The 25761-nt window shown below is 72.4% G+C and carries 19 protein-coding genes and 1 pseudogene; 9 read left to right on the top strand and 11 right to left on the bottom strand.

All coding sequences use genetic code 11. The features are described 5' to 3' along the window. Window positions 1-403: 403 nt before the first annotated feature. The 4 genes from ACIRQY_RS19515 (at window position 404) to mscL (ending at window position 3716) form a co-directional block, all read left to right on the top strand. Window positions 404-1675: an MFS transporter gene (locus ACIRQY_RS19515; protein ID WP_403927205.1), complete on the top strand. Its 1272-nt coding sequence runs from the start codon at window positions 404-406 to the stop codon at window positions 1673-1675. Between the two features lie 68 nt (window positions 1676-1743). Then, window positions 1744-2100, top strand: coding sequence for an FmdB family zinc ribbon protein (locus tag ACIRQY_RS19510; protein WP_351786663.1), 357 nt, complete (start codon window positions 1744-1746; stop codon window positions 2098-2100). A gap of 248 nt (window positions 2101-2348) precedes the next feature. Next, entirely contained in the window at window positions 2349-3083 is a 735-nt protein-coding gene (locus tag ACIRQY_RS19505) for a hypothetical protein (protein ID WP_403927202.1), read from the top strand. Between the two features lie 111 nt (window positions 3084-3194). Continuing rightward, window positions 3195-3716 (top strand): large conductance mechanosensitive channel protein MscL, encoded by a 522-nt coding sequence (mscL, locus tag ACIRQY_RS19500; protein ID WP_351786658.1) that lies wholly within the window; start codon window positions 3195-3197, stop codon window positions 3714-3716. Between the two features lie 19 nt (window positions 3717-3735). Here mscL and ACIRQY_RS19495 read toward each other — a convergent pair whose 3' ends face one another. The 10 genes and pseudogenes from ACIRQY_RS19495 to nirB form a co-directional block, all read right to left on the bottom strand. Further along, window positions 3736-3957, bottom strand: a complete 222-nt coding sequence (locus tag ACIRQY_RS19495; protein ID WP_403927199.1) for a hypothetical protein — start codon at window positions 3955-3957, stop codon at window positions 3736-3738. A 129-nt stretch (window positions 3958-4086) separates the two neighbouring features. Beyond that, window positions 4087-4458: pseudogene (locus ACIRQY_RS19490) on the bottom strand (hypothetical protein); the annotation flags it as partial. A gap of 239 nt (window positions 4459-4697) precedes the next feature. Continuing rightward, on the bottom strand, window positions 4698-5339 hold the full coding sequence (locus ACIRQY_RS19485; RefSeq protein ID WP_403927196.1) for a ubiquinol-cytochrome c reductase iron-sulfur subunit: 642 nt from the start codon (window positions 5337-5339) through the stop codon (window positions 4698-4700). Further along, window positions 5336-5983 (bottom strand): 4Fe-4S dicluster domain-containing protein, encoded by a 648-nt coding sequence (locus ACIRQY_RS19480; RefSeq protein ID WP_403927193.1) that lies wholly within the window; start codon window positions 5981-5983, stop codon window positions 5336-5338. Before ACIRQY_RS19480 ends, ACIRQY_RS19485 begins: the two co-directional genes overlap by 4 nt. A gap of 6 nt (window positions 5984-5989) precedes the next feature. Next, window positions 5990-8275: a molybdopterin oxidoreductase family protein gene (locus ACIRQY_RS19475; protein ID WP_403927327.1), complete on the bottom strand. Its 2286-nt coding sequence runs from the start codon at window positions 8273-8275 to the stop codon at window positions 5990-5992. Between the two features lie 83 nt (window positions 8276-8358). After that, the gene (locus tag ACIRQY_RS19470) at window positions 8359-9513 is read right to left on the bottom strand and encodes an MFS transporter (RefSeq protein WP_403927191.1); all 1155 of its coding nucleotides are present in this window, start codon (window positions 9511-9513) and stop codon (window positions 8359-8361) included. Between the two features lie 271 nt (window positions 9514-9784). After that, window positions 9785-10585 (bottom strand): pyruvate formate-lyase-activating protein, encoded by an 801-nt coding sequence (gene pflA, locus ACIRQY_RS19465; protein WP_403927188.1) that lies wholly within the window; start codon window positions 10583-10585, stop codon window positions 9785-9787. A gap of 131 nt (window positions 10586-10716) precedes the next feature. After that, window positions 10717-12996, bottom strand: coding sequence for a formate C-acetyltransferase (gene pflB / locus ACIRQY_RS19460; protein ID WP_403927186.1), 2280 nt, complete (start codon window positions 12994-12996; stop codon window positions 10717-10719). 164 nt (window positions 12997-13160) lie between these two features. Next, window positions 13161-14582 (bottom strand): MFS transporter, encoded by a 1422-nt coding sequence (locus ACIRQY_RS19455; RefSeq protein ID WP_403927183.1) that lies wholly within the window; start codon window positions 14580-14582, stop codon window positions 13161-13163. A gap of 277 nt (window positions 14583-14859) precedes the next feature. Then, the gene (gene nirB / locus ACIRQY_RS19450; RefSeq protein WP_403927181.1) at window positions 14860-17625 is read right to left on the bottom strand and encodes a nitrite reductase large subunit NirB; all 2766 of its coding nucleotides are present in this window, start codon (window positions 17623-17625) and stop codon (window positions 14860-14862) included. Between the two features lie 806 nt (window positions 17626-18431). On the opposite strand from nirB, the gene ACIRQY_RS19445 reads away from it, so the two are divergent. The 4 genes from ACIRQY_RS19445 (at window position 18432) to ACIRQY_RS19430 (ending at window position 22969) form a co-directional block, all read left to right on the top strand. Then, on the top strand, window positions 18432-19184 hold the full coding sequence (locus tag ACIRQY_RS19445) for a sirohydrochlorin chelatase (protein WP_403927179.1): 753 nt from the start codon (window positions 18432-18434) through the stop codon (window positions 19182-19184). Window positions 19185-19681: 497 nt separating this feature from the next. Then, window positions 19682-20893, top strand: coding sequence for a low temperature requirement protein A (locus tag ACIRQY_RS19440; RefSeq protein WP_403927176.1), 1212 nt, complete (start codon window positions 19682-19684; stop codon window positions 20891-20893). A gap of 40 nt (window positions 20894-20933) precedes the next feature. Beyond that, window positions 20934-22037, top strand: coding sequence for a P1 family peptidase (locus ACIRQY_RS19435; RefSeq protein WP_403927173.1), 1104 nt, complete (start codon window positions 20934-20936; stop codon window positions 22035-22037). Window positions 22038-22126: 89 nt separating this feature from the next. Further along, window positions 22127-22969 (top strand): DUF6227 family protein, encoded by an 843-nt coding sequence (locus tag ACIRQY_RS19430; protein WP_403927324.1) that lies wholly within the window; start codon window positions 22127-22129, stop codon window positions 22967-22969. A gap of 130 nt (window positions 22970-23099) precedes the next feature. Here ACIRQY_RS19430 and ACIRQY_RS19425 read toward each other — a convergent pair whose 3' ends face one another. Further along, window positions 23100-24671, bottom strand: coding sequence for an MFS transporter (locus ACIRQY_RS19425; protein WP_403927170.1), 1572 nt, complete (start codon window positions 24669-24671; stop codon window positions 23100-23102). Between the two features lie 62 nt (window positions 24672-24733). Here ACIRQY_RS19425 and ACIRQY_RS19420 point away from each other — a divergent pair, with 62 nt between their 5' ends. After that, window positions 24734-25693, top strand: coding sequence for a YafY family protein (locus ACIRQY_RS19420; protein ID WP_351786629.1), 960 nt, complete (start codon window positions 24734-24736; stop codon window positions 25691-25693). Window positions 25694-25761: the final 68 nt, after the last annotated feature.

Here is a 25761-nt window from a genome sequence, read left to right as displayed (position 1 = left end):
CGGATCCGGGCCGGCCCTGGCCCGGGCCGTCCCGCTCGGATCCCGCCGGGCGTCACGGCCGGGCGGGGTGGCCGGGCGTCACGGCTGGGCGGGGCGGCCCGGGGGCGGCCGGGCGGGGCAGGCCAGGCAGGACCCGGAAGAGACGGCCCAATCACAGGCATGGATTCGGGGCAGGGAGCGTTTCCCAGGCAGGGGACGCTCCCTCCCTGTACCATGAAGGCACACTTGATCGAACCAACTCTGCCTGACGCAGAGCTGGCGCGACCGTATGGCGGCCGCGGCGCCCCTCCCCACCGGAGGCCGGCCCGGTATCTACCGCAGTTCCGCGCATGAGGACAGCTCTCGGCGACACCCGCACCACCGTGCACGGGACGCGCTACCAGGCGGCAGAAAGGCAAGGACCGTGGCGTCCACGGTCGACACGGAGAAGCGGCCCGGTTACGGGCAGCTGCTGCGCACCCCCGGAGCGCTCTCCTTCCTCCTGCCCGGCTTCGCCGCCCGGCAGCCCTTCGCGATGCTGACCATCGGCATCGTCCTGCTCGTCCAGCACACCACCGGATCCTTCGGCAGCGCGGGCGCCGTCGCCGCCGCCACCGGTGTCTCGATGGCCCTCTTCGCCCCGCAGAGCGGCAAGCTCGCCGACCGCTTCGGCCAGCGCGCCGTCCTGCTCCCCGGCGTCCTCGTCCACACCGCGTCGGTCTCCCTCCTGGTGGTCCTCGCCCTCGGCGACGCCCCCCTGTGGGCCCTGTTCCTCGCCGCCGTCCCCGCCGGTGCCTCCGTGCCCCAGGTCGGCCCCATGGTCCGGGCCCGCTGGGCAGCCAAGCTCGACGGCACCCCGCTGATGCCGACGGCCGCCGCCTTCGAGTCCGTCACCGACGAGTTCACCTTCGTCGTCGGGCCCGTCCTCGCCACCGCCCTGTGCACCGGGATCCACCCCGCCGCCGGACTGATCGCCGAAGCGGGCCTCACCCTCGTCGGCGGACTCTTCTTCGCCGCCCAGCGCGCCACCCAGCCCCCCTTCGGCGCCGCGGCCGCCGCCAGCACCGAACCCCACCGCTCGGCGCTCTCCGTCCCCGGCGTCCGCGTCCTGATCGTCGCCTTCCTCGGCATCGGCGCCGTCTTCGGCGGCATGCAGGTCTCCCTCACCGCCTTCACCGAGGAGATCGGCAACCCCGGCGCCAACGGCCTCCTCTACGGGGTCTTCGCCGCCGGCAACATGCTCGCGGGCATCGCCATGGGCGCCGTCGCCTGGAAGTCCGGCCCCCTCCGCCGCCTCCTCGTCGGCTACACGGGCCTCACCGTCGCCGCCTCCCTGCTGTGGACCGCCCACTCGGTGCTGCTCCTCGGCGCCCTGGGCCTGGTCGTGGGCCTCTTCATCGCCCCCGCCCTGATCACCGGCTACACCATCGTCGAGACCCTCATCCCCGCGTCCGCCCGCACCGAGGCCTTCACCTGGCTCACCGGCGCCGTCGCGCTCGGCCAGGCCGCCGCCGTCACCGTCGCCGGACGCCTCGCCGACACCCAGGGCGCCAGCACCGGATTCCTGGTCCCGCTGGTGGGCACCGCGCTGGCCCTGATCACCCTGCTCGCCCTGCGGTCCCGGCTCAAGCCGCGCGAGACGAGCCGGGTCACGGCACGTGGTGTCGGTCACCGCGTGCCGGTGGCGGTGGACTGATCCCTCGGAATACGTCACTATGGAACGTCGTTAGCACTCGATGAGTGTGAGTGCCAGGAGGAAGACAAGTGCCGACCTACCAGTACCAGTGCACCGAGTGCGGCGAGGGCCTCGAGGCGGTGCAGAAGTTCACCGATGACGCGCTGACCGAGTGCCCCCAGTGCAAGGGACGCCTGAAGAAGGTGTTCTCGGCCGTCGGCATCGTCTTCAAGGGATCCGGCTTCTACCGGAACGACAGCCGCGGCTCGTCGTCCAGCAGCTCCCCCGGCGCGTCGAAGTCCTCGGCCTCGTCGACGTCCACCGGATCCTCCGGGTCCACCGGTTCCGGCTCGGACGCGAAGCCCGCCGCCTCGGCGTCTTCGTCGTCCTCGGCGTCGTCGTCCGCGTCCTCGTCGAGCACCGGAAGCTCCACCTCGGCCGCCTGACGCCCGTACGCATCACCCGAAGGCCCCGTCGTCACCGACGGGGCCTTCGGCATGTGCGGGAACGGGCCTCCGGCATGTCCGGGAAAGGGGGTGGACGGGCCCCGCGCCGAGACCCGGAGGGCGCCGAACCCACCGGAAGAGTGACCGGGTTGTCCACAGGCACCGGGTGATCCACAGGCCCCTGCAGGACGCCGCCCCGACCGGGACAGTGGGAACCGACCCACCCCCGACCAGGACGGCGACCCCCGATGACGAACCCGCACCACACCCCCGGACACCGGCCGTACGAGGACGGGACCCGGCGACCCGAGCACCGGCCGTACGAGGACGGGACCCGGCGGCCCGAGCGACAGACCTACGAGGACGGGACCCGGGACCGCGGGCACCGGACACACGACGGCGGGACCCTGCCCGCTCGGAGCGGCCCGTGCCCTACGGACAGCGTGGCCCGGCACCCCCGGGACGAGACGCCCGGCCCCTCGCCCGTCCCCGAGCCGTGTACGGTCCCCGCCTTCGAACCCGTCCACGTACGCGGCGCACGGCACCGGCTGCGCAGGGCCCTGCGACGGGCCCGCCACGCCCCCGCCGCCCTCCTCGCCCTGACCGCCGTCACCCTCCTCGCCACCGACCACCCCACCGCGCCCCCGCCCCGCGAGACCCCGACGGCCACCGTGGCCGCCCGCGCCCGGCCACCCGCCGCCGCACCCCCCGTGTCCGTCCCCGTACGGATCGCCGACGCCGCGACCGTAAGGCTGCTGCGCCGCGGCGACCGGATCGACGTCATCGCCGCGCCCCACCCGACGCTCGGCGACGGGACCCGGACACGGGTCGTCGCCCGGGGCGTCCGCGTGGCCGAGGTGCCGCCCCCGGACGGAACCGGCCCGGACGCGGGAGCCCTCGTCGTCCTGTCCGTACCCCGGCCGACGGCGGCGGAACTCGCGGGCGCCGGCGCCGCCTCCCAACTGGCGGTGATCCTGTGGTGATTCACACCGATCCGCCGTCAAGTCACCCTTCCGTGTGTACGGATTGGACGCCTCTACGCCCTTCGCGGCCTAATGGCTCCGCACACAGCACACGCGACGAAAGGCACCTCGGTGGCCCAGAAGAAGGAAAGTCTCATGGGAGGCTTCAAGGCGTTCCTGATGCGTGGCAACGTGATCGACCTGGCCGTGGCCGTCGTCATCGGTGCCGCGTTCACCAACGTCGTGAACTCGGTGGTCAAGGGCCTCATCAACCCGGTCGTCGGCGCCTTCGGCACCAAGGACCTGGAAAGCTACGCGAGCTGCATCAAGGACCCCTGCACCGTGGGGGCCAACGGCGAGATGCAGGGCATCCAGCTCCAGTGGGGCCTGGTGCTCAGCGCCCTCCTCAGCTTCCTGATCACCGCGGCCGTCGTCTACTTCCTGATGGTCCTGCCGATGGCGAAGGTCCTCGCGAAGCGCGCGGCGGCCGACAGGGCGAAGGAGGGCGTCGCGGAGACCATGGAGATCAGCGAGCTGGAGGTGCTCAAGGAGATCCGCGACCACCTGGTCGCCCAGCGCGGACCCGTCACGGGCGGCGGTACCGGCACCGGTACGGGCTCCGGCGGCGGCTCGGGGGCGCAACCCGCGTCCTGACCGGCGGCACCCGCCGGGATCAGAGGTGGTGCGGCGGCTTCTCGTCGAGGAAACGCGCGAGGTCGGCGGCGCTGTCGCCGCCGGCCGGAGGCCGCTCGCCCCAGCCACGGTCCGTGTCGTCCGCGGACTGCTGGTCCAGCGGATCGTCGAAGACGAACGCCGACTTCGGGCCGGTCCCGGGACGGGAGGCCTCGCCGGACGGCTTCGGGTCTCGCGGTCCGTGGGCGGGGGCGGTGCTCATGCCTTCAGGGTACGCCCGAGGGCCCGCACCCCGGCCGCCCCGGCTGTCGCGGCTGTCCCCCGTCCCGGCCCGCTCCCCGGCTCTCGCCGTCTTCGGCAGCCGCACCCGTGCCCTGTCGTGGAGCGCCGCTCAGCGGTCCTCGGGGTCGAGGAGCCAGAGGCCCAGCACCACCAGGAACGACAGGACGAGGAAACCCGCGCCCCACCACGCGGTGCCGGTGTCACCGGTCATCCACTCGTCCACCACGATCGTCAGGCCCCAGAGCTGGCCGACGACCACCGTCAGAGCCAGCGCCAGCCGGGCCGACAGCTTCGACGACCGCTCCGGCTCCTGCTCCGTACCGGCCCCCGGCCCCGGTCCGGTGCTGGTGATCCGGGGATCGCCGTACCCACTGGTGGGCCGGATCTGCGGATACCGCTCGCGCACGGGCCGGTTCAACCGCGGCTGAGCGCTGCCGGGGGTGTAGGCGGGGAGGGGAGGGAGGGGGGAGGGGGAGGGGGAAGCCCCCCCGGCACCGGCTCCAGCAAGCCCGGCCGCCCCGCTCCCGCCCGGCCGCCCTCCCCCGTCGCCGTCCGCGGCTCCGGCCCTCGACGGGGCTCCTCCCGCCCTTCCGGTTCCTGATCCTGATCCGGCTCCGGCTCCGGCTCCTGCCCCGGCTCCGGCTCCGGCTCCGGCTCCGGCTCCGGCTCCGGTGGATGGTGGTTGTGGGGCTTCCGGGTCTCGGGGGAACGGGCTGTCGGTCATGTGCGCTCGTTCCTCTCGGGGTCCGGGGCGGTGCGGCAGATACGGAGGGCGTCGCCCTGTTCTCGGCAGAGGCCCTCTCGGGCGGTCTCGCCGGAGCGGGCGGTGCCGATCGCCCAGACGCTGCCGTCGGCCTGTTCCACGAGGAGCACCTTGGGGAGGGCGCGGGGTGGTGGGCCCGCGGTGACCGCTCCCGTACGGGCGTCGAAGATCCCTTCGTGGCAGGGGCAGTACAACTCGCCCTCGCTGCCGCGTTCCTTGCGCCACAGGACGGCGCAGGCGAGGTGGGTGCAGACGGCGGAGTAGCCGGCGAGGGTGCCGTCGTCCAGGCGGACGGCGACGGCGCGGTCCTCGGCTCCGGGGTAGCGGAAGGCGAGGGATTCGCCGGGGAGGATGCGGTCGGCGATCCGCTGGGGTTCGGGGGCGCCTTCGCTGTCGCCGTGCCGGTGGAGGATGCCGGAGGCGACGGCGACACCACCGACGGCGAGGCCGCCGGAGACGGTGGCGACGATCCGCAGGTAGTCGCGGCGGGTGGTGAGGGAGTCGGCGGCGATCCGGTCGCGGAGTGCTTCCTGGGCGGCGTCGGAGTGGGAACCGGCGTGGGGGTCGGGGGCGGGTGGCTGGGGGTCGGTGACGCTCATCGGGGGCCCTCCGGTCGTGCGGTGCCGCCCTGGCGCGGGTTGGCGCCGCTCACGTCCACTCCGTTGATCTCGACGACGGGCAGGCCTCCGGGTACGGGCCACTGGACCTTGTCGGCGGGGACGACCATGGCCACGCCGGTGGTGACGATGGTGGTGCCGAAGGTGAAGGAGTCGACGACCTGGACGCCGGGGCGTTCGTTGCGGAGTTCGTCGAGGGTGCCGTAGAAGAGGGCGCCGGTGGGGCAGACGGTGGCGCACATGGGGGCGAGTCCGTAGGCGGTGCGGTCGTAGCAGAGGTTGCACTTCATCTGGAGCTTGGCCTGGAGGTCGATCTTGGGTACGCCGAAGGGGCAGGCGTTGACGCAGTTGGCGCAGCCGATGCAGCGGGTGGTGTCGGCCTGCTGCACGACGCCGTCCGCGGTGACGAGGATGGCGTCGGCGGGGCAGACCTCGGCGCAGGGGGCGACGGGGTCCTCGCAGTGCATGCAGACGGTGGGGAGGGAGGCGACGGAGTGGCCTTCGTCGGTGTAGTCGAGGTGGATCATGGATTTGCCGCGGTGTGAGTCGCATTCGCGGCAGGCGGAGACGCATGCCTGGCAGCCGATGCAGCGGCCGGGGTCGATGAAGATCGTGCGGCCCATCATGGGCGGTCAGCTCCTCTCCGCGGTGCCGCGGCCCTGGGGTGCGGTGGGGGGCAGCGGGTCGGTGCGGGAGACCTGGGTCTCGGGGTAGGCGTGGTGGCCGGGTGCGGTGGGTGGGGCGGGGACTTCGTCGATCGCCGGGGCGGCTTCGATGCGGGCGGCGCAGACCTTGTACTCGGGGATCTTGGAGCGGGGGTCGAGGGCGTCGATGGTGAGGGCGTTGGCCGAGGTGGGGACGGGCCAGTGGTAGGGGATGAAGACGGTGTCGGGGCGGATGGCCTCGGTGACGAGGGCGGGAAAGACCTCGCTGCCGCGGCGGGTGACGACGCGGACGGGGTCGCCGTTGCGGAAGCCGTGGGAGGGGTGGACCTCGACCCAGGGGCGGGGGGTCTGTTCGACGAGGGCGCCGAGGCGGCGGGTCTGGTTGCCGGAGAGGAAGTGGGCGACGGTGCGGCCGGTGGTGAGGGAGAGGGGGAATTCCTCGCTGTACGGGTCCATCGGCGGGTGCCATTCGACGACCTGGAGGTGGATCCTGCCGTCGGGGTGGTAGCTGCGGCCGTCCTCGAAGAGGCGGGGGGTGCCGGGGTGTTCGGTGGTGGGGCAGGGCCAGGCGATGCCGCCGGTCTCGTCGAGGCGTTCGTAGGTGATGCCGTAGTAGTCGTTGACGGTTCCGGCGGAGGCGATGCGGAGTTCCTCGAAGACGGAGCGGGAGTCGGGGAACCGGAATTTGTCGCCCGCGCCGAGGCGTCGGGCGAGTTCGACCATGACCCAGGTGTCGGTGCGGACTCCGGCGGGGGGTTCCTGGGCCTTGTTGTGTTTGACGACGCGGGCTTCGGCGTTGGCCATGACGCCTTCGTCCTCGGCCCAGACGGTGACGGGGAACACGACGTGGGCGTTGGCGGCGGTCTCGGAGAGGAAGAAGTCGAACTGGGCGTGGAATTCGAGGGTGTCGTAGCCGTTCTTGACGGTGGCGTAGTTGGGGAGGGAGACGAAGGGGTTGTTGCAGATGCCGATGAGGCCTCGGATCTCCTTGCGCTGCATCTGCCAGACCATTTCCATCATGGAGGTTCCGGCGGGGGGGAGTTCGGATTCCTCGATGCCCCAGATCTCGCAGATCTGACGGCGGTGTTCGGGGTTGGTGATGGAGCGGCCGCCGGGGAGGAGGTCGGATTTCTGGCCGTGTTCGCGGCCTCCCTGGCCGTTTCCCTGGCCGGTGATGGTGCCGTATCCGGCGCCGGGTTTGCCGATGTTTCCGGTGGCGACGCACAGGTTGATGATGCTGAGGCAGTTCTCGACGCCCTGTGAGTGGTGTTCGACGCCCCGGGCGTGCCAGGCCATGGCGTTGTCGGCGCCCGCGAACATGCGGGCGACCTGGATGATCTGGGCTTCGGGGACGCCGCAGATCTGGGCGGCGCGGGCGGGCGGGTAGTCGGCGACGGTGCTCTTCACGTCGTCCCAGCCGGTGGTGTGGGCGGCGAGGTAGGTCTCGTCGGTGAGTCCTTCGGCGACGACGACGTGGAGGACGGCGTTGAAGAAGGCGGAGTCGGTGCCGGGTTTGAGGGCGACGTGGACGTCGGCGGTGCGGGCGACGGCGGTTTCGCGGGGGTCGATGACGATGAGGGTGGCGCCCCGGTCGCGGGCTCCCCAGAGGTACTGGGTCATGACGGGGAAGCATTCGCCGACGTTGGAGCCCGCGATGAGGAGGCAGTCGGTGAGGAGGATGTCGGAGAAGGGGTTGCCCGCGCGGTCGATACCGAAGGCGAGTTTGTTGGCGCCCGCGGCGGAGACCATGCAGAGGCGTCCGTTGTAGTCGACGTGCCGGGATTTCAGGGCGACGCGGGCGAACTTGCCGACCAGGTAGGTCTTCTCGGAGAAGAGGCTGGCGCCGCCGAGGAGGCCGAAGGCGTCGTTTCCGTGGTCGGACTGGATGCGGCGGATCTCGGCGACGGTGTGGTCGAGTGCCTCGTCCCAGCTGACTTCGCGGAATTCCTCGTCGCGGTTGCGGCGCATGAGGGGGGCGGTGAGCCGGTCGGGGTGGTTGACCTGCTGGTAGGCGTTGATGCCTTTGGGGCAGAGGCGCATCCGGTTGATGTCGTGGTTGCGGGGTTCGACGCCGAAGACCTTGCCGTGGCGGTCGACGCGGAGGTACATGCCGCACTGGACGCCGCAGAAGCAGCAGTGGGTGGGGACGAGGGTCTCGCCGTTCTGGTCGGCGTGCCAGCGGTCGGCGGGGATGCCTCCGGCGTCACGGAAGTTACGGGTGCCGGGCGGGGCGAGGGAGGGGTCGAGGGGGATCTGCGGGGTGGGGCGGGCCGCCGGGCTCCCGGGGGGCGGGGACGCCGGGTCGGTGGGCGCGGGGGACGCCGGGCCGGTCGCGGTCACTGGAAGCCCTTCTTCACGTGGTCGAGGTAGGCGTGGCCGCGCAGGACCCGCTTGCAGCGGGGGCAGTACTCGGCCCACTGGTCGAAGCCGAGGTCGAGGTCGCGCATGGTGCCCCGGAGGTTCTCGACGTAGGGGGCGGTGTCGATGGGCTCGTGGCAGCGGCGGCAGGTGAGGACGTCCTCGTCCTGGCGGGAGGTGTATTTGAAGAGCTGCATGCCGACGGCGGCGGGCCGCTGGACGATGTGGAAGAACTTCCCGAAGGGGATGTAGATGAGGGTGAAGACGACCGAGACCATGTGGAGGACGGCGAGGAACTCGTAGCCGCCGCCGTGCAGGAAGATCGACGAGAAGGTCAGCAGGAGCCCGGTGACGGAGACGACGATCAGGGCGATGAGCGGGACGAGGTCGTAGGCGAAGCGCTGGCCGGTGATGGCTCCGCGGTCCTTCATGCGGCGCCGGAGGAAGTAGGCGGTGCCCGCGATGACGAGGACGGCGGCGATGTCGAGGCCGTGGAACATGAGCCAGCCGACGGGGCTGAGGGCGTCGAAGCCGAGGATCTTGAAGCCCCAGATCCGCATCTCGTAGCCGGGGCCCGAGCCGGTGGCGGAGGTGAAGGTGAACCAGCCCCAGGTGAGCGGGAAGGTGATGGCGGCGGCGAGCAGGCAGCCCCAGAAGATGAGCTGGTGGGCGGCCCAGCGGGCGTGTGAGCGGGCGCCGAGGAACTTCTGGAAGCCGAGGTAGGTGGCGATCATCCGGGGCAGGGCGGTGGGTGCCTTGCGGAAGTTCGCGGTGGAGAAGAAGGAGCGCCAGCCCTGCCGGAAGAGGCGTCGGGCGCCGGGGGCGGAGATCCAGACGGTGTAGCGGTAGGCGATGCCGAAGGCGAGGAAGACGGTGGCGACGGCGTAGGGCAGGAGGGCCGAGTCGAAGTCGCGGAGCAGACGGCTGCCGAGGACGATCGCGATGATCAGCAGGACGGAGACGACGGTTCCGGCGAGGGTGGCGCGGCGGCGTACGGCGGCCGGGCTCCGTGGCGGGGGTCCGGCGGGGTCCGGGTGTCCGGGCTGCCCGGGGTGTCCCTGGTGGGTGGGGGCTCCGGGTCCGGGGTCGCCCGGTGGGGGTGTCGGCTCGGCGGTCTGCGGGGGCTCGGTCACGCGGCCACGGTAAGACCGAGCGTGGCGCTTTGCCCTGTTTTGCGGGGTGGAGGGGTGAGAGCTTCGCCCGGACGGCGTTCGAGCCGCTTTCGGACGGGGTGGGGGCGGGCGCCGGGGCGGGCGCGGGACAGCGGGGTGGGCGCGGCGCCGGGTGGCGGGGAGGCCGGGCGCGGGCGGCACACGCCGGGGCCCGTCACGCCGGGCGGCGGGGCGGCGGGGCGGCGGCAGGTGCTCCCCGGCGGGTCGCTCCGGCGGCCTCCGGCCCCGGGGGTCAGATCGCGTTCAGGCCGTGGGCGAGGAAGACCTCGCGGACCTCGGCGATGCGCTCCGGTGTCGGGGACGGGGTGTCGTGCAGGGTGAACGGCTTGGCGAGTGCTTGCCACTTCGCTTCCCCGAGCTTGTGGAAGGGCAGGATGTCCACGCGGGAGACGTTGCCGAGCCCCCCGGCGAAGGCGGCGACCCCCTCGACGTTGGCGGGGTCGTCGGTGAGTCCGGGGACCAGTACGAAGCGGACGTGGACCTCCTGGCCGAGGTCGGCGAGCCGCCTCGCGAAGTCCAGGGTGGGGCGCAGCGGCCGGCCGGTGACCTTCTTGTACGTGTCCGGGTCCCAGGACTTGATGTCGAGCAGGACAAGGTCGGTGTCGCGCAGCAGGGCGTCGGTGGCGCGGACTCCCAGGAAGCCCGAGGTGTCGAGCGCGGTGTGCAGACCGAGCTCGTGCTTGAGGCGGTGGAGGAGTTCCCCGGTGAAGACGGGCTGGAGGAGGGGTTCTCCTCCGGAGACGGTGGCGCCGCCGCCGGAGGCGGCGATGAAGCGGACGTACTTGCTCGCTTCGGCGATCACGGCGTCGGCGGAGGTGCGCTTGCCGTTGCGCATCTTCCAGGTGTCGGGGTTGTGGCAGTAGAGGCAGGTGAGGGGGCAGCCGGAGAGGAAGGTGACGAAGCGGGTGCCGGGGCCGTCGACGCCGGTGGAGAGGTCCCAGGAGTGGATGGAGCCTTCGGAGGGCCGCTGGGTGGCCGCGGCGGCCGGGGTGGCGGGCAGGACCGGGACGTCGGGTCCGAGGAGTACGGCCATGGCAGGGCCTCCGGAAGGAAGGGAAGGGGGGTGCGGGACGCGGAGATCGTGGGGGTGGTGGGGATGCGCGCGGCTCCGGGGCCCGGGTGAGGGTGGAGGGACCGGGCCCCGGGGCCGCGCGGGTCAGTGGCTCAGAGCGAGCCGTGGAAGGTGCGGTTCAGTACGTCGAGCTGCTGCTCGCGGGTGAGCCGGACGAAGTTGACCGCGTATCCGGAGACCCGGATGGTCAGCTGCGGGTAGTTCTCGGGGTGCTCCATGGCGTCCATGAGGACGTCGCGGTTCAGGACGTTGACGTTCATGTGGAAGCCGTCGCTGGCCATGTAGCCGTCGAGGACGCCCGCGAGGTTCTTGATCCGCTCCTCGGGGGTGCGGCCGAGACCGTCGGGGGTGACGGTGTTGGTCAGTGAGATGCCGTCCTCGGCGTCCTCGTAGGGGAGCTTGGCGACGGAGAGGGCCGAGGCCACGTAGCCGTGGGTGTCGCGGCCGTTCATCGGGTTGGCGCCCGGCGAGAAGGGTTCTCCGGCGCGGCGCCCGTCGGGGGTGTTGCCGGTCTTCTTGCCGTAGACGACGTTGGAGGTGATGGTCAGGACGGACTGGGTGTGCTCGGCATCGCGGTAGGTGGGGTGCTTGCGGATCTTCCGCATGAACTCCTCGACGAGCGAGACCGCGATCTCGTCGACGCGCTCGTCGTTGTTGCCGTAGGCGGGGTAGTCGCCCTCGATGACGTAGTCGGTGGCGAGTCCGGTCTCGTCGCGGACCGGGACGACCTTGGCGTACTTGACGGCGGCGAGGGAGTCGGCGGCGACCGAGAGGCCGGCGATGCCGCAGGCCATGGTGCGGCGCACGTCGCGGTCGTGGAGCGCCATCTCGATGCGCTCGTACGCGTACTTGTCGTGCATGTAGTGGATGACGTTCAGGGCGTGGACGTAGACGTTCGCGAGCCATTCCATCTGCTCGTCGAACTTCGCCATGACCTCGTCGTAGTCGAGGACTTCGGAGGTCAGGGCTCCGGTGGCGGGGCCGACCTGGTCGCCGGACTTCTCGTCGCGACCGCCGTTGATCGCGTAGAGGAGGGTCTTGGCGAGGTTGACGCGGGCGCCGAAGAACTGCATCTGCTTGCCGACGGGCATCGCGGAGACGCAGCAGGCGATGGCGGTGTCGTCGCCGAAGCGGGGGCGCATCAGCTCGTCCGACTCGTACTGGACGGAGGAGGTGTCGATGGAGACCCTGGCGCAGTACTCCTTGAAGCCCTGGGGGAGCTTCGGCGACCAGAAGACGGTCATGTTCGGCTCGGGGGCCGGGCCGAGGTTGTAGAGGGTCTGGAGGTAGCGGAAGGAGGTCTTGGTGACCAGGGGGCGGCCGTCCTCGCCCATGCCCGCGATGGACTCGGTGACCCAGGTGGGGTCGCCGGAGAACAGTTCGTCGTACTCGGGGGTGCGCAGGAAGCGGACGATGCGGAGCTTGATGATGAAGTCGTCGACGAGTTCCTGGGCCTGCTCCTCGGTGAGGAGACCGGCTTCGAGGTCGCGCTGGAGGTAGACGTCGATGAAGGTGGAGGTGCGGCCGAGGGACATCGCGGCGCCGTTCTGCTCCTTCACGGCGGCGAGGTAGGCGAAGTAGAGCCACTGGACGGCTTCGCGGCCGGTGGTGGCGGGGCCGGAGATGTCGTGACCGTAGGAGGCGGCCATGGCCTTGAGTTCGCCGAGGGCGCGGATCTGCTCGGAGAGTTCCTCGCGGAGCCGGATGGTCTCCTCGAGGGTGCGGTTTCCGGCGGGGAGGGCGTTGAGCTCCTCCTTCTCCTCCTTCTTCACCGCGATGAGGTGGTCGACGCCGTAGAGGGCGACACGGCGGTAGTCGCCGATGATGCGGCCGCGGCCGTAGGCGTCGGGGAGTCCGGTGACGATGCCGGCCTTGCGGGCGGCGCGGATCTCGGGGGTGTACGCGTCGAAGACTCCGGCGTTGTGGGTCTTGCGGTACTCGGTGAAGACCTTCTCCAGGTCTTCGGAGACCGGGTAGCCGTAGGTCTCCAGGGCACCGGCGACCATGCGCCAGCCGCCGTAGGGCATGATCGCGCGCTTGAGCGGGGCGTCGGTCTGGAGGCCGACGATGAGGTCCTTGTCGCGGTCGATCCAGCCGGGGGCGTGGGCGGTGATGGTGGCGGGGACGTCGTACGAGACGTCGTAGACGCCCTTGGCGCGTTCCTCGGGGAACTTGTCGGTGATGGCCTTCCACACGGCGGTGGTCCGCTCGGTGGGTCCGGCGAGGAAGGAGTCGTCGCCCTCGTACGGCGTGTAGTTCTGCTGGATGAAGTCCCGGACGTCGACGGCGTCGCGCCACAGTCCGCCCTTGAAGCCCTTCCAGGCCCGCTCGTTCACCGTTGCCTCAGCAGGAGTCGCAGTCACTGCCCGCACCGCCTTCTTCGATTCATTCGATCGCGTCGTTGCTTGCTTCCATTGCACTCCTTTTGATCGATCATCTCGGTCGGCAATGGTCATCTCCCGGTGGCCTTAGGTCCCTTTCCGGGGATGCGGAAAGACCCCGCCGGAGCGGGGTCCTTCGCGGCCTGGGGCAGGGGTCAGCTCGGCGCCTCGGCGTTCTTGCGGGCGTAGAACCACCAGGTCACGCCCATGCAGCTGAGGTAGAAGGCGACGAAGCCCCACATCGCGCTGGTCACGGCCACCGAGCCGAACAGGGCGGGGATGAAGAAGAAGCCGTAGGCGGCGATGGCGGAGGTGAATCCGGTGACGGCGCCGGACTCCATCTCGGCCTGCTTCAGCGCCGCGGTGTGTTCCGGGGTGCCTTCGGTGAGGCCCTTGAGGTGGGTGCCCCGGAAGATGACGGGGATCTGCCGGAACGTGGAGCCGTTGCCGATGCCGGAGAAGAAGAACGCGGCGAGGAAGCAGAGGAAGAAGCCGTAGAAGGAGCCGCCGTCGCCGCCGGAGGGCAGGAAGTTGATCACGCCGATGATCGAGAGGGCCATGCCCACGAAGGACAGGACGGTGACGCGGGCGCCGCCCAGACGGTCGGCGACCCAGCCGCCGCCCCAGCGGGCCAGCGCGCCCACGGCGGGGCCCATCCAGGCGTAGGTGGCGACGGAGTAGTCGGGGAACGTGGTCTTGATCAGCATCGGCAGGGCGGCGGCGAAGCCGATGAAGGAGCCGAAGGTGCCGACGTACAGCCAGGTCATCACCCAGTTGTGCTTGCGCTTGAAGATGATCTTCTGGCGGCTGAACGGGGTGGAGGCGACCTTGAGGTCGTTCTGCCCGAACCAGGCGACGGCGGCGAGGACGATCAGGACCGGAACCCAGAGGAAGGCGGCGTTCTGCAGGTAGACGGGGGTGCCGTCGGCCTTGTGCTGGGCGGAGCCGATCGCGATGGTCGACCAGGTGATGACGATCGGGGTGAGGAGCTGGACGACGGAGACGCCGAGGTTTCCGAGTCCGCCGTTGACGCCGGTCGCACTGCCCTTCTTCTCCTTGGGGAAGAAGAAGCCGATGTTGGCGAGGGAGGAGGCGAAGTTGGCGCCGCCGATGCCGCAGAGGGCGGCGATGGCGACCATCACGCCGTACGGGGTCGTCGGGTCCTGGATGGCGATGCCGAGCCAGATCAGCGGCACGATCAGGACGACCGTCGACAGGGCCGTGAACCGGCGCTGGCCGACCATCGGGCCGAGGAACGTGTAGAAGATCCGGGCCGTGCCACCGGTCAGACCCGGGATGGCCGTCAGCCAGAACAGCTGGGAGGTCGAGAAGCCGAAGCCGACGTCCTTCAGGTTGGTCGCCGTGACCGACCACACCTGCCAGACGACGAAGGCCACCAGGAGAGCCGGGACGGCGATCCACAGGTTGCGGGTGGCGACCTTGCGGCCGATCGACTTCCAGAAGAGCTCGTTCTCGGGCTCCCATTCGGTGATCGTCCGGCCGGGCCGGTACTGCTCCGTGTCGTACGAGGCGGGCGGCCCGCCCGTCGTTCTGGTGTCCTGGACTACGGAACCCATGGCGCTTCCCCTGACTTCCCTGACGTTTCGAGAGCTGGCTTGCCCTTCCAGGCTGCGCCGCCCGACGGGAGCTCCGTGAGTGCCGATGGTCTCGGTCCGGGCGGGCCTAGGTCCCGCCGGGGACGGGCCGTCCGCACCGGGGAGAACTGGTGGGAGCGGCAGGCCCGATGGGGCCAGGGGGGGCCGAGGAGGCCGGCAGGCCAGGGGGCTGAGGAGGCCGGCGAGGTCAGTGGGACCGGCGGACCGGCCCCACCCGTTCAGGCCCCGGCCCTCCCGCTCACCCCGTCCGGACCGCTCCCGGCGGGTCCAGCGGCAGCACCGGGAGCGACACCTCCGGGTCGTCGAGGCAGACGCCGGTCCGCAGGTCGAACTCCTGCTTGTGCAGGGGGGACGCCACCACCGGCACGCCGTCCCGGCTGCCCATGATCCCGTCCGCGATGACGTCGGCGCCCGAGAACGGGTCCCGGTTGCCCACCGCGTACACCGTGCCGTCGCCGTCCCGGAACAGCGCCGCCTCCGTGCCGTCCGCGAGGACCGCGGTCCGGCCCCGGCCCGGCTCCAGGAACTCCACCCCGTCCGCGTGCGGCTCGAAGCGGGCCAGCGCCGCCGGGTCGTCGAGGACGGCCTGCCACTCGTCGCGGTAGGCGGCGACGTGCCGCTCCATCTGCGCCTCCAGCTCGGCGCGGATCCCCAGCGAGTCCTCGATCAGCACCTCCTTGAGGTGCGCGGTGCCGCCCATCCGCTCCAGCCAGACCGAGGTCCGCTCCAGGCGCTCCCCGGTCCGGATGTAGTACATGAGGAAGCGGTCGATCAGGGCGAAGAGCCCGGCGGCGGTCAGGTCGGAGGCGAGCAGGTCGGCGTGGCGGGGCTCGGCGCCGCCGTTGCCGCCGACGTACAGGTTCCAGCCGCCCGCGGTGGCGATGACGCCGATGTCCTTGCCCCGGGCCTCGGCGCACTCGCGCAGACAGCCTGAGACCCCGCCCTTGAACTTGTGCGGGGCGCGCAGGCCCCGGTAGCGCAGCTCCAGGTCGATCGCCAGCCGCACCGAGTCGCCCTGGCCGAAGCGGCAGAAGCGGGAGCCGACGCAGGACTTGACCGTGCGCAGCGACTTCCCGTACGCCTGGCCCGATTCGAGTCCGGCGGCGATGAGCCTGCGCCAGATCGTGGGGAGTTCCTCCTTGCGGGCGCCGAACAGGTCGATCCGCTGACCGCCGGTGATCTTGGTGTAGAGGCCGTGGTCGCGGGCGACCTCGCCGATGGCGATGAGCTGGTCGGCGGTGATCTCGCCGCCGGGGACGCGGGGGACGACCGAGTAGGTGCCGTCCTTCTGGAGGTTGGCGAGGTAGAGGTCGTTGGAGTCCTGGAGGGCGGCCTGTTCGCCGTCGAGGACGTGGCGGAGGCCGAGTTCGGGGGCGAGGGTGCCGAGGACGTTGGCGACGACCGGCTTGCAGACGACGCAGCCCGCGCCGCCGGAGCCGTACCGTTCCATGAGTTCGGTGAAGGACCGGATGTGTCCGGTGCGGACCTTCTCGTAGAGCTCGGGGCGGGACAGTTCGGGGAAGTGCTCGCACAGGCCCTTGCGGCGGGCGACTCCGGCGGCGTCGAGGACGGCCTGGAGGGTGTTCACACAGCCGCCGCAGCCCGTGCCCGCCTTGGTGGAGCGCTTGACGCCGCCGATGTCGGTCAGGCCGTGTGCGGCGACCGCCCCGGCCACCGCGCCCTTGGTCACGTTGTGGCAGGAGCAGACGACGGCGTCGTCGGGGAGGGCGTCCGCGCCGGGCGGGCGGGCCCCGGCGGCGGAGGCGGGCAGCAGGAAGGCTTCGGGCGGGCCGGGCAGCGGCCGTCCGGCGTGCGGCTTGAGGGAGCCGTACGCGTCGGCGTCGCCGACCAGGATGCCGCCGAGGAGCTGTCCCTCGGGGCCGAGGAGCAGCTTCTTGTAGACGCCCTCGCGGCCGTCGGAGAAGACGATCTCGGTGGCCTGCGGGCCGTCCGCGAACGGGTCTCCGAACGAGGCGACGTCCGCGCCGAGCAGCTTCAGCTTGGTGGAGGTGTCGGCGCCGGTGAAGACGGTGGTGCCGGGGCCCGCGAGCTGGTCGGCGACTGTCTCGGCCATCTGGTAGCCGGGGGCGACGAGGCCGTAGACGCGTCCGTCGGAGGTCTGGGCGCACTCGCCGATCGCGTACACGCAGGGGTCGGTGGTGCGGCAGTGCTCGTCGACGGCGACTCCGCCGCGGTCGCCGACCGCGAGTCCGGCCTCGCGGGCGAGCCGGTCGCGGGGCCGGACCCCGGCGGAGAAGACGACGACGTCGGCGGGGAGCCGTTCGCCGTTCGACAGCTTCAGTCTGCGGGCGGTGCCGTCGGCGTCCAGCTCGACCTCGGCGGCGCCGACGCCGGTGTGCACGGCGACGCCCATCGACTCGATGGTGGCGCGCAGGGCGGCCGCGCCGCCGTCGTCGACCTGGAGCGGCATCAGCCGGGGCGCGAACTCGACGACGTGGGTGGCAAGCCCGAGGGTGCGGAGCGCTCCGGCGGCTTCGAGGCCGAGGAGTCCGCCGCCGATGACGACTCCGGTGCGGGCCTGTTCGGCGTAGGAGGTGAGGGCGTCGACGTCGTAGAGGGTGCGGTAGGTGAAGCAGCCGGGGGCGTCGGCGCCGGGGATGGGCGGGACGAAGGGGTACGAGCCGGTGGCCAGGACCAGGGCGTCGTACGGGACGACCGCGCCGGAGGTGGCGGTGACCGTGCGGGCGGCGGGGTCGATGTGTTCGGCGGGGTCGCCGAGCCGGAGGTCGATGCCGTGTCCGGCGAGGAACTCGGGTGTGGAGAGGCCGAGTTGGTTGGGGTCGGTGCCGGTGAAGACGGAGGAGAGGTGGACCCGGTCGTAGGCGGGGACGTCTTCCTCGGCGAGCACCGTGACCCGCCAGCCGGGGCCCTCGGGGTCGGCCGGGTCGGCGAGCGCCCCGCGTTCGGCGAGCGCTTCCAGGAGCCGGTGGCCGACCATGCCGTGGCCGATGAGGACGAGGTTCTGGGTCCGCTGCGCGGCCATGGCGGTCTCCGTGGGGGTCGCGTACGAGCACCGGGGTGCTTCCGGCACTTCCCTTCCGACCGTAGGGGCGCGGGGTGGCCGGGTCGGGGGCGTGAAGGGCCCGAGGATCCGGGACTTGTGGCCCTGGGGGCGGGGCCGAACGGCGCGGGTGCGGGGCGGACGGCCGGGTCTAGCGTGAACGGGTGGGAGGCCGTGGCGGCGTACGACACCGCCGCGCGGCCCCCGGACGGTGGTGTCGTACGCCGTCGTACGGTCCTGGACAGCCCGTACGGCGGCGACGGACGACCGTACGGGTCCCCCCGGAGTCCCCCGGCCGTCCCCGGATCGCCCTCGAACGTCCCCGGACGCGGACGTCCCCGGACGGGGCCTTCGAAGAACCGCCCGTACGGGTTCCCCCCGAGGGGATCGCCCGTACGGGACCCGTTCCCGTACAGGATCCCCGGCGCGGGGCGGCCCCCCGTGGTCCGTGCGGCTGTGCGGCCCGCACGGGCCCGTAGGGGCCCCTTCCGGGGTCGTACGGGAACGGGCCCCACCGCTGAAGGGTCGCCCTCGACCGGTCTCCCCCGACGAGGCCCGGCCGGGCCCCACGGGGAACCGCCCGGCCTCGGCCAGGGCCATCCCGGGGCCCGGCGGGACACGGGACCGGACCCCGTAGGGGATCCGGGGGACCGGCGGGATACGGGACAGAGCCCGTAAGGGGCGGAGCCCGTAAGGGACCTGCGGGTTCCGGACAGGACCCGTGAGGGACGGATCGACGGGGGCCGCACAGGCCCCGGGCAATCGGCAGGGGCGGACTGGAGGTCGGAATGAAGCGGAACCTGGTCCTGGCCGTGCACGGCAGCACGGTCCCCGAGGCGGCCACGGCCGTCGGGCGGCTCGCCGACGCGGTCCGCCCGCTGACCGGCGCGCCGGTCACCGTCGGGTACCTCGACCACCGGAAGCCGTCGCTGCCGTACGTCCTCGCGGACCGGCCCGGCGCGGTCGTCGTCCCGCTGCTCCTCGGCGACGGCTATCACCGGACGGTCGACATCCCGTCCGTGGCCCGGCACTTCGACTGCGCGGTGACCCGGGGGCTGGCCGGGGAGCACGGGGTGGCCCTCGCGCTGTACGACCGGCTGCGGGCCGCCGAGCGGGCGGCGGGCGGACCCGCGGACGCGGTCGTGGTCGCCGGGGCGGGCTCGTCCCGGCCGGGCGGCGACGACGGGACCCTGACGGCGGTACGGCAGTTGCGGCGGCTGCTGCCGGTGCCGGTGACCGTCGCGTACTGCTCGGCGAGCGCACCGGCCCCCGCGGAGGAGGTGGCCCGGCTGCACGCGGCCGGTTTCCGGCGGGTCGCGGTCGCGGCCCATCTGCTCGCCCCGGGCCGCTTCACCCGCGCGCTGGCCGAGGTCCCGGGCACCTGGGCGGTGTCGGAACCCCTCGCGGACCACGCGCGCGTGGCGGGTCTGGTGGCGGCGAGGTACGCGACGGCGGACGGACGCGCGGAGACGGCCGGCCCTCCCGGCCCGGGAGCGACGAGACCGACGATGGGCGGACGCCCGGGAGCGCGGGCGGCCTGAGACCGCCCGGATGACGGGCAGGCGGCGGAAGCGCCACCCGGCGGGCGGGGACCGCGGAGCCACGAACCGGACCGGCGGGCGGGCGGCGGGCGGGGGGCACGCGGAGGCCCCACAGGAACGGGCGGGCACGAAGCCCCACGAGTAGGGACCCCCACCGGCCCCTACGGGATCGCCAGGCACGCGGAAGCTCGTACAAGATCGACCGACCGCACAAGATCGACCCGCCCCCGGGACCCCCGCGGAATCGTCCGAGGAGCGGAAGCCCGTACGGGATCGGCAAGCGTCCGGAGGCCGTACCGGACCGGACCGGACCGGACCGGCCCGCCCCTCCCCCAGCCCCTACGGGTTCACCCGGCCCCCAGGCCCCTACGGGATCTCCGGACCCCGCCCCCTCATCCCCTGCCCCGGCGCCGCCCCTCCCCGCTCGTCCGGAAGCGACCGGCGGGCGGGCGCGTGGCACGAGGAGGGGGCGGGGGTGGCTCTGCTGTGCTGGGGCGATGACACAACCGTTCCTGCCGCTGACCGCGCGTTCCCGCGCGGAGTCGCACCGGGCCTCCACCCCGCTCGAACTCTTCTTCGACCTGTGTTTCGTGGTCGCCGTCGCCCAGGCGGGCTCCGAACTCGTGCACGCGGTCGCCGGGGGGCACGCCGGACAGGGCGTCCTCAACTACGCGATGATCTTCTTCGCGGTGTGGTGGGCCTGGATGAACTTCACCTGGTTCGCCTCGGCGTACGACAACGACGACGTGCTGTACCGGGTCGTCACCCTGCTCCAGATCGCCGGTGTGCTCGTCCTCGCCGCCGGGGTGCCCCGCGCCTTCGAGGAGCACGACTTCCTCGTCGTCTACCTCGGCTACGTCGTGATGCGGCTCGCGCTCGCCTCGCAGTGGCTGCGGGCCGCCCACCACGCGGTGGACCCGGCCGAGCGGGCGATGTGCCTGCGGTACGCGGGCGGGGTCGCCCTCGTCCAGGTGGGCTGGATCGGCCTGCTCCTGGCGCCGGAGCAGGCCCGGGGGTGGGTCTTCCTCGTCATGGCGCTGGCCGAGATGTCGGTGCCGCTGTTCGCGGAGAAGGCCGCGCCGAGCACCTGGCATCCGCACCACATCGCCGAGCGGTACGGCCTGTTCACCATCATCGTGCTCGGCGAGACGGTCGCCGCGGCGACGGTCGCGGTGCAGACCGGTGTCGTCGAGCACGACGCCCTCGGTGAGGTCCTGCCGATCGCCCTGGGCGGTCTGCTGCTCGTCTTCGCGGCCTGGTGGATCTACTTCGTGGTGCCCGCGCACACCCGGCTGACCTCCAGCCGCCAGGGCTTCCTGTGGGGCTACGGCCATTACGTGATCTTCGCGTCGGCCGCCGCCGTGGGCGCGGGCCTGGAGATCGCCGTGGAGCACGCCGTGGGCAAGGCACACCTGTCCCCGACGGCCGCAGCGGCCTCGGTGACGGTCCCCGCGGCCCTCTACCTGCTGTCGGTGTGGCTGCTCCACGCGCGCTACTTCAAGGTGGGGACCGCCCAGCAGCTCGTGCTGCCGGTGGCCGCGCTCGCGGTGCTGCTGTGCTCCTTCGCGGGCCGCTGGGCGGTGCTCGCGGCCGGGCTCGTCGCGGCGGCCACGGTCGCGGTCGGCACGACCCTGGCGGCGCGCGGCCCGGCGGGGACAGGACCGGCAGGGACCGGACCGGCGGAGAGCGGGGCCGCGGGGAGCGGCTGACGCCCCGGCGGGGGGCGGGCGGGCGTGGTAGGCAGGGGACATGACATCACCCGAGCGGGCGCGGGAGCGGGACGGGATCACCGATGTGGCCGGGGTGCGCGTGGGGCACGCGCGCGTGGCCGGGCCGGGCGCGCTCAGCGGGACCACGGTGGTGCTGGCCCCGGTGGGCGGGGCGGTGGCCGCCGTGGACGTGCGGGGCGGCGGTCCGGGGACGCGGGAGACGGACGCGCTCGACCCGAGGAACGTCGTCCAGCGGATCGACGCGGTCGTCCTGACCGGCGGCAGCGCGTACGGCCTGGAGGCCGCGGCCGGGGTGATGGCCTGGCTGGAGGAGCGGCACCGGGGCGTCCGGGTGGGGCCCGATCCGGCCCATGTGGTGCCGGTGGTGCCCGCCGCCTGTGTCTTCGACCTGGGCCGGGGCGGCGACTTCCGGGCCCGTCCGGACGCCGCCACCGGCCGGGCGGCGGTGGCGGCGGCCGACGCGAGCGGTGACCACGCGCGCGTGGAGACGGGCGCGGTGGGCGCGGGCACCGGCGCGGTGGTGGGCGGGCTGCGCGGCGGGGTGGGCTCCGCGAGCGCCGTCCTGGAGTCGGGGATCACGGTCGGCGCGCTGGTCGTGGTGAACGCGGTGGGTTCCGCCGTGGACCCGGCCACCGGTGTCCTGTACGGGAGTCACCACACGGGCGGGCGGCCGGTCTTCCCGGACGCGCGGGTGCACGGGGCGGCCGTGCGGCGGCTCGCCGAGGCACGGGCGGCGTCCGTGCCGCCGCCGCTGAACACCACGCTCGCGGTCGTCGCGACGGACGCGGTCCTCACCCGCGCGCAGGCGCAGAAGCTCGCGGGGACGGCGCACGACGGCATCGCGCGCGCCCTGCGGCCGGTGCACCTGATGAACGACGGGGACACCGTCTTCACGCTCGCCACCGGAGTGCGGAACCTCCCGGCGGAGCCGGGGCCGCTCGCGCTGAACGAGATCCTGGCGGCGGGCGCCGATCTGGTGACCCGGGCGATCGTCCGGGCGGTGCTCGCGGCCCCCGGCGGCAGGCGCGGACCGGGTGGCGACTTCCCCTCGTACAGTGAGCTGTACGGGTCGGAAGTGATGTCGGAAGTGACGGTCGATTCGCCTGAAAACAAAGGAAGTTGAAAGAAAGGGAAAGGAAGAAGAAAAGGAACGGACGGGACAGGGCGGGAACTTCTGCCGCACGCCCTTCGTTTTCCGGAACCCCGGACATGATGTCAGAACCAGGGACTACGTTTAGCAAGCACCGAGTGACATGCGGCGACGGCCTGGAGACCCTCTTGAACGATCCGCAGGATCCTCACGATCCGTACGAGACGACCGAGACGCACCTTGAGCGACTTCTCGGCCGGGCGCTCAACTCCTTCGATCTGCCCGACTCGACCGTCGAGCGCCTCGGCACGGCGCTCGCCCACTCCAGCGCGCTGCACTCCTCGCACCACAGCGCGTCGCTGCACCGTTCCACCTACCGTCACACCTATCTGCTCGGCGACGGCAGCGCCCTCACCCTCTGGGAGCTCACGCACAACGCCGGGCGGGACGGCACCGAGCACTACGAGCTGTACGCGGAGGAGGCCGAGGCGCGGCTCGCGGCCTCGCGCCTGCCGACCGGGCCGCTGCCCGGCTGGAGCGCGGAGCGCGCCGACGGCCGCGCCCTCGACGAGGACGAGGACCTGGAGCTGCTGAGCGGTCTGCTCACCCGGCCGATACCGGCCCAGCCCAGGATGTACGTGCCGGACAACTCCGCCGACCACGCCCGCCGCGTCCTGCGCCGCGCGGAGAACACCGACCGGCCGGGCGAGCGGACGGCCCGTCGGCTGCGCTCCGCCTTCGCCCATCACATCACCCAGGCCTTCGGCCGGCACTGCCCGCCGGAGAGCGGCCGGGCCGCCGGATTCACCCTCTACGAGCACCAGTTCCTGCTGCTCGACGGCAGCGAGGTCAGCCTCTGGGAGGTCGAGCACACGGCGACACCGGACGGCCGCCACATGTGCGAGGTGTACGAGGACGAGCGCGCGGCCCGGGAGGCGATGGAGTCCCGCTCCCGCGTCGTCTGACCGAGCGCGAGGGGCAGCGTCGACCGGTGGCGTCCCGATCGGCGCGCCACCGGTCCGGCCGACGCGGGAGGGGCGGTGCGCCCACGGCTTCCGCCGGGTGCGCACCGCCCCTCGTGTCCGGGGTCCGGGCTCAGTGGGTGAGCGCCGGTTCCTTCTCCACCGGAGCGGGGGCGGGGAGGTCGCCGTCCTCGTCGCCGCCGCCCTCCAGGTGCTGCCTGGGCTTCGCCGGGAGGGCGAACATCACCAGGAAAATCACCGCGAGGACACCGGCCGCCCAGCCCAGCGCGTTCTGGAAGGCGTCGGTGAAGGCGGCGCCGACCTCACCGGGGACCCGGGCGAGCCGCTCGTCGTCGATGGTGCCGAAGAAGACCACGGACACCAGGCCGAGGCCCAGCGCGTTGCCCATCTGACCGGTCGTGTTGATCAGGCCCGAGGCCGAACCGGCGTGCTCCTTCGGGACCTCCGAGAGGACCGCGTCGGTCAGCGGCGCCACGATCAGGCCCATGCCGAGACCCATGACGATCAGCGGCACGACCATCTGCCAGGAGTGGATCTCCGTCCCGTACCGGCCGGCCACGAAGAAGTAGCAGAGGACTCCCGCGATCATCGTCAGGGCGCCCGCCTGGAGGACCTTCCGGCCGAAGCGCGGCACCAGCTTCTGCACCGAGATCCCGGCCGCCACCGACACGGCGATCGAGAACGGCACACCCGTCAGACCCGCCCGCAGCGCGCTCCAGCCGAGGCCGATCTGCATGTAGAGCGTCCACACCAGGAAGAAGATGCCGAGGACCACGCCGAAGGTCAGCTGCACGGCGATGCCCGCGGCGAAGCTCTTCACCCGGAACAGCGACAGCTCCACCAGCGGCGACCCGTCCTTACGGGTCTTGTACCGCTCGTACGCGACGAGGGCGCCGAACACCACCAGGCTGCCCGCCATCATCAGATGACCCCACAGCGGCCAGTCCAGCTCACGGCCGCGCGTCAGCGGGTAGACCAGCATCAGCAGCGCGGCGGTCACCAGGACCACGCCCACCAGGTCGAGCTTGAGGGCCTTCGGCGCCTTCGACTCGGTGATGTACTTCCAGCCCAGGAGCAGACCGGCGACGCCGACCGGCAGGTTGATGAGGAAGATCGGACGCCACTCCAGGCCCGCGATGTTCCACTGGGTGAGCAGCGCGCCCAGCAGCGGTCCGGAGACCGCGCCCAGACCGACGATCGCGCCGAACATGCCGAAGACCTTGCCGCGCTCGTGCGCGGGGAAGGTGACGTGGACGATCGACAGGACCTGCGGCACCATCATCGCCGCGGCCACGCCCTGGAGGAGACGGGAGGCGACCAGCATCTCCGGGTTCGCGGCGAAGCCGCAGAGCGCGGAGGCGACCGTGAAGCCCGCCGTGCCGAGGAGGAAGAGCCGCTTGCGGCCGTAGATGTCACCGAGCCTGCCGCCGGTGATCAGCCCGGCGGCGAACGCGAGCGCGTACCCGGCGGTGATCCACTGGATGGCCCCGAAGTCGGCCCCGAGGTCCCGCTCGATGCTGGGGATCGCGATGTTGACGATCGTGGCGTCGACCAGGTCCATGAAGGCGGCCGTCATGACGATGGCCAGGGCGATCCAGCGCCGCCTGTCGCCCTGATCGGTGTGCGTGGGCACCGCTTCGGTGTCCGTGGGGGGCGCGTCCAGGACGGCGTCGTGTGAACTCATATGAAGAAGATAAGACCCATCTAGGTCAGTACGTGTCCTAGATCGGCCTCATCCTGAGGGGCATGACGGACACTCCGGCACGACTCCTGAATCTGCTCTCGCTCCTCCAGACCCCGCGCGAGTGGCCCGGAAGCGAACTCGCCGAACGGCTCGCGGTCTCCCCCCGGACCATCCGCCGTGATGTCGACCGGCTCCGTGACCTGGGCTATCCCGTGGAGGCGACGCTGGGCTCGGTCGGCGGCTACCGGCTCGTCGCCGGTACGGCGATGCCGCCGCTGCTGCTCGACGACGAGGAGGCCGTCGCCATCGCGGTCGGCCTGCGCGCCGGGGCCGGACATGCGATCGAGGGCGTCGAGGAGGCTTCCGTACGGGCCCTGGCCAAGCTGGAACAGGTCCTTCCGGCACGGCTGCGGCACCGGGTCTCCACCCTCCAGAACGCCACGATCCCGCTCACCCGGGGCGACGGGGCGACGGTCGCGCCCGCCACCCTCACGACGCTCGCGGCGGCGGTCACGGGCCGCGAGAAGCTGCGGTTCGGCTACCGGGCGGGGGACGGCGCCGAGACGAAACGGCTGGTCGAGCCGTACCGGCTGGTGTCCACCGGGCACCGCTGGTACCTCGTCGCCTACGACCTGGGGCGGGACGACTGGCGCACCTTCCGGGTGGACCGGGTGAGCGAGCCGCTGGCCACCGGCGCCCGGTTCGGCCCGCGCGAGCTTCCGGCGGGCGACGCGGCGCAGCTCCTGGCCCGCTCGATGTCCCGGGCGCAGCCCGAGCTGGAGCTGGACGTCGATTTCGAGGCTCCGGCCGAGTTCGTGACGGCCCGGCTGCCCTCGCACCTGGCCCCGGAGCCGACGGGCCCGTCCTCCTGCCGGCTGCGCGCCCGGTCGACGGACTCCGTGGAGTGGCTGGCGCTCCGGCTGGCCCTCGTGGACGCCGCCTTCACGGTCCACGGCCCGCCCGCGCTGCACGCCCACATGACGGACCTCGCGGGGCGTCTGACGGCGGCGACCCGGGGATAGGGGCGGGATCCCTTACGGTGCCGGGCGGCGGCCCGGGAGAACCCGTAGGGGCCCCGGCCATCCCCTGG

Origin of the sequence: Streptomyces sp. NPDC101490, from assembly GCF_044767145.1 — a bacterium.
Taxonomy (GTDB): Bacteria; Actinomycetota; Actinomycetes; order Streptomycetales; family Streptomycetaceae; genus Streptomyces.
The sequence above is the reverse complement of the archived record's forward strand: the minus strand, read 5'-3'. Positions and strand labels throughout refer to the sequence as shown.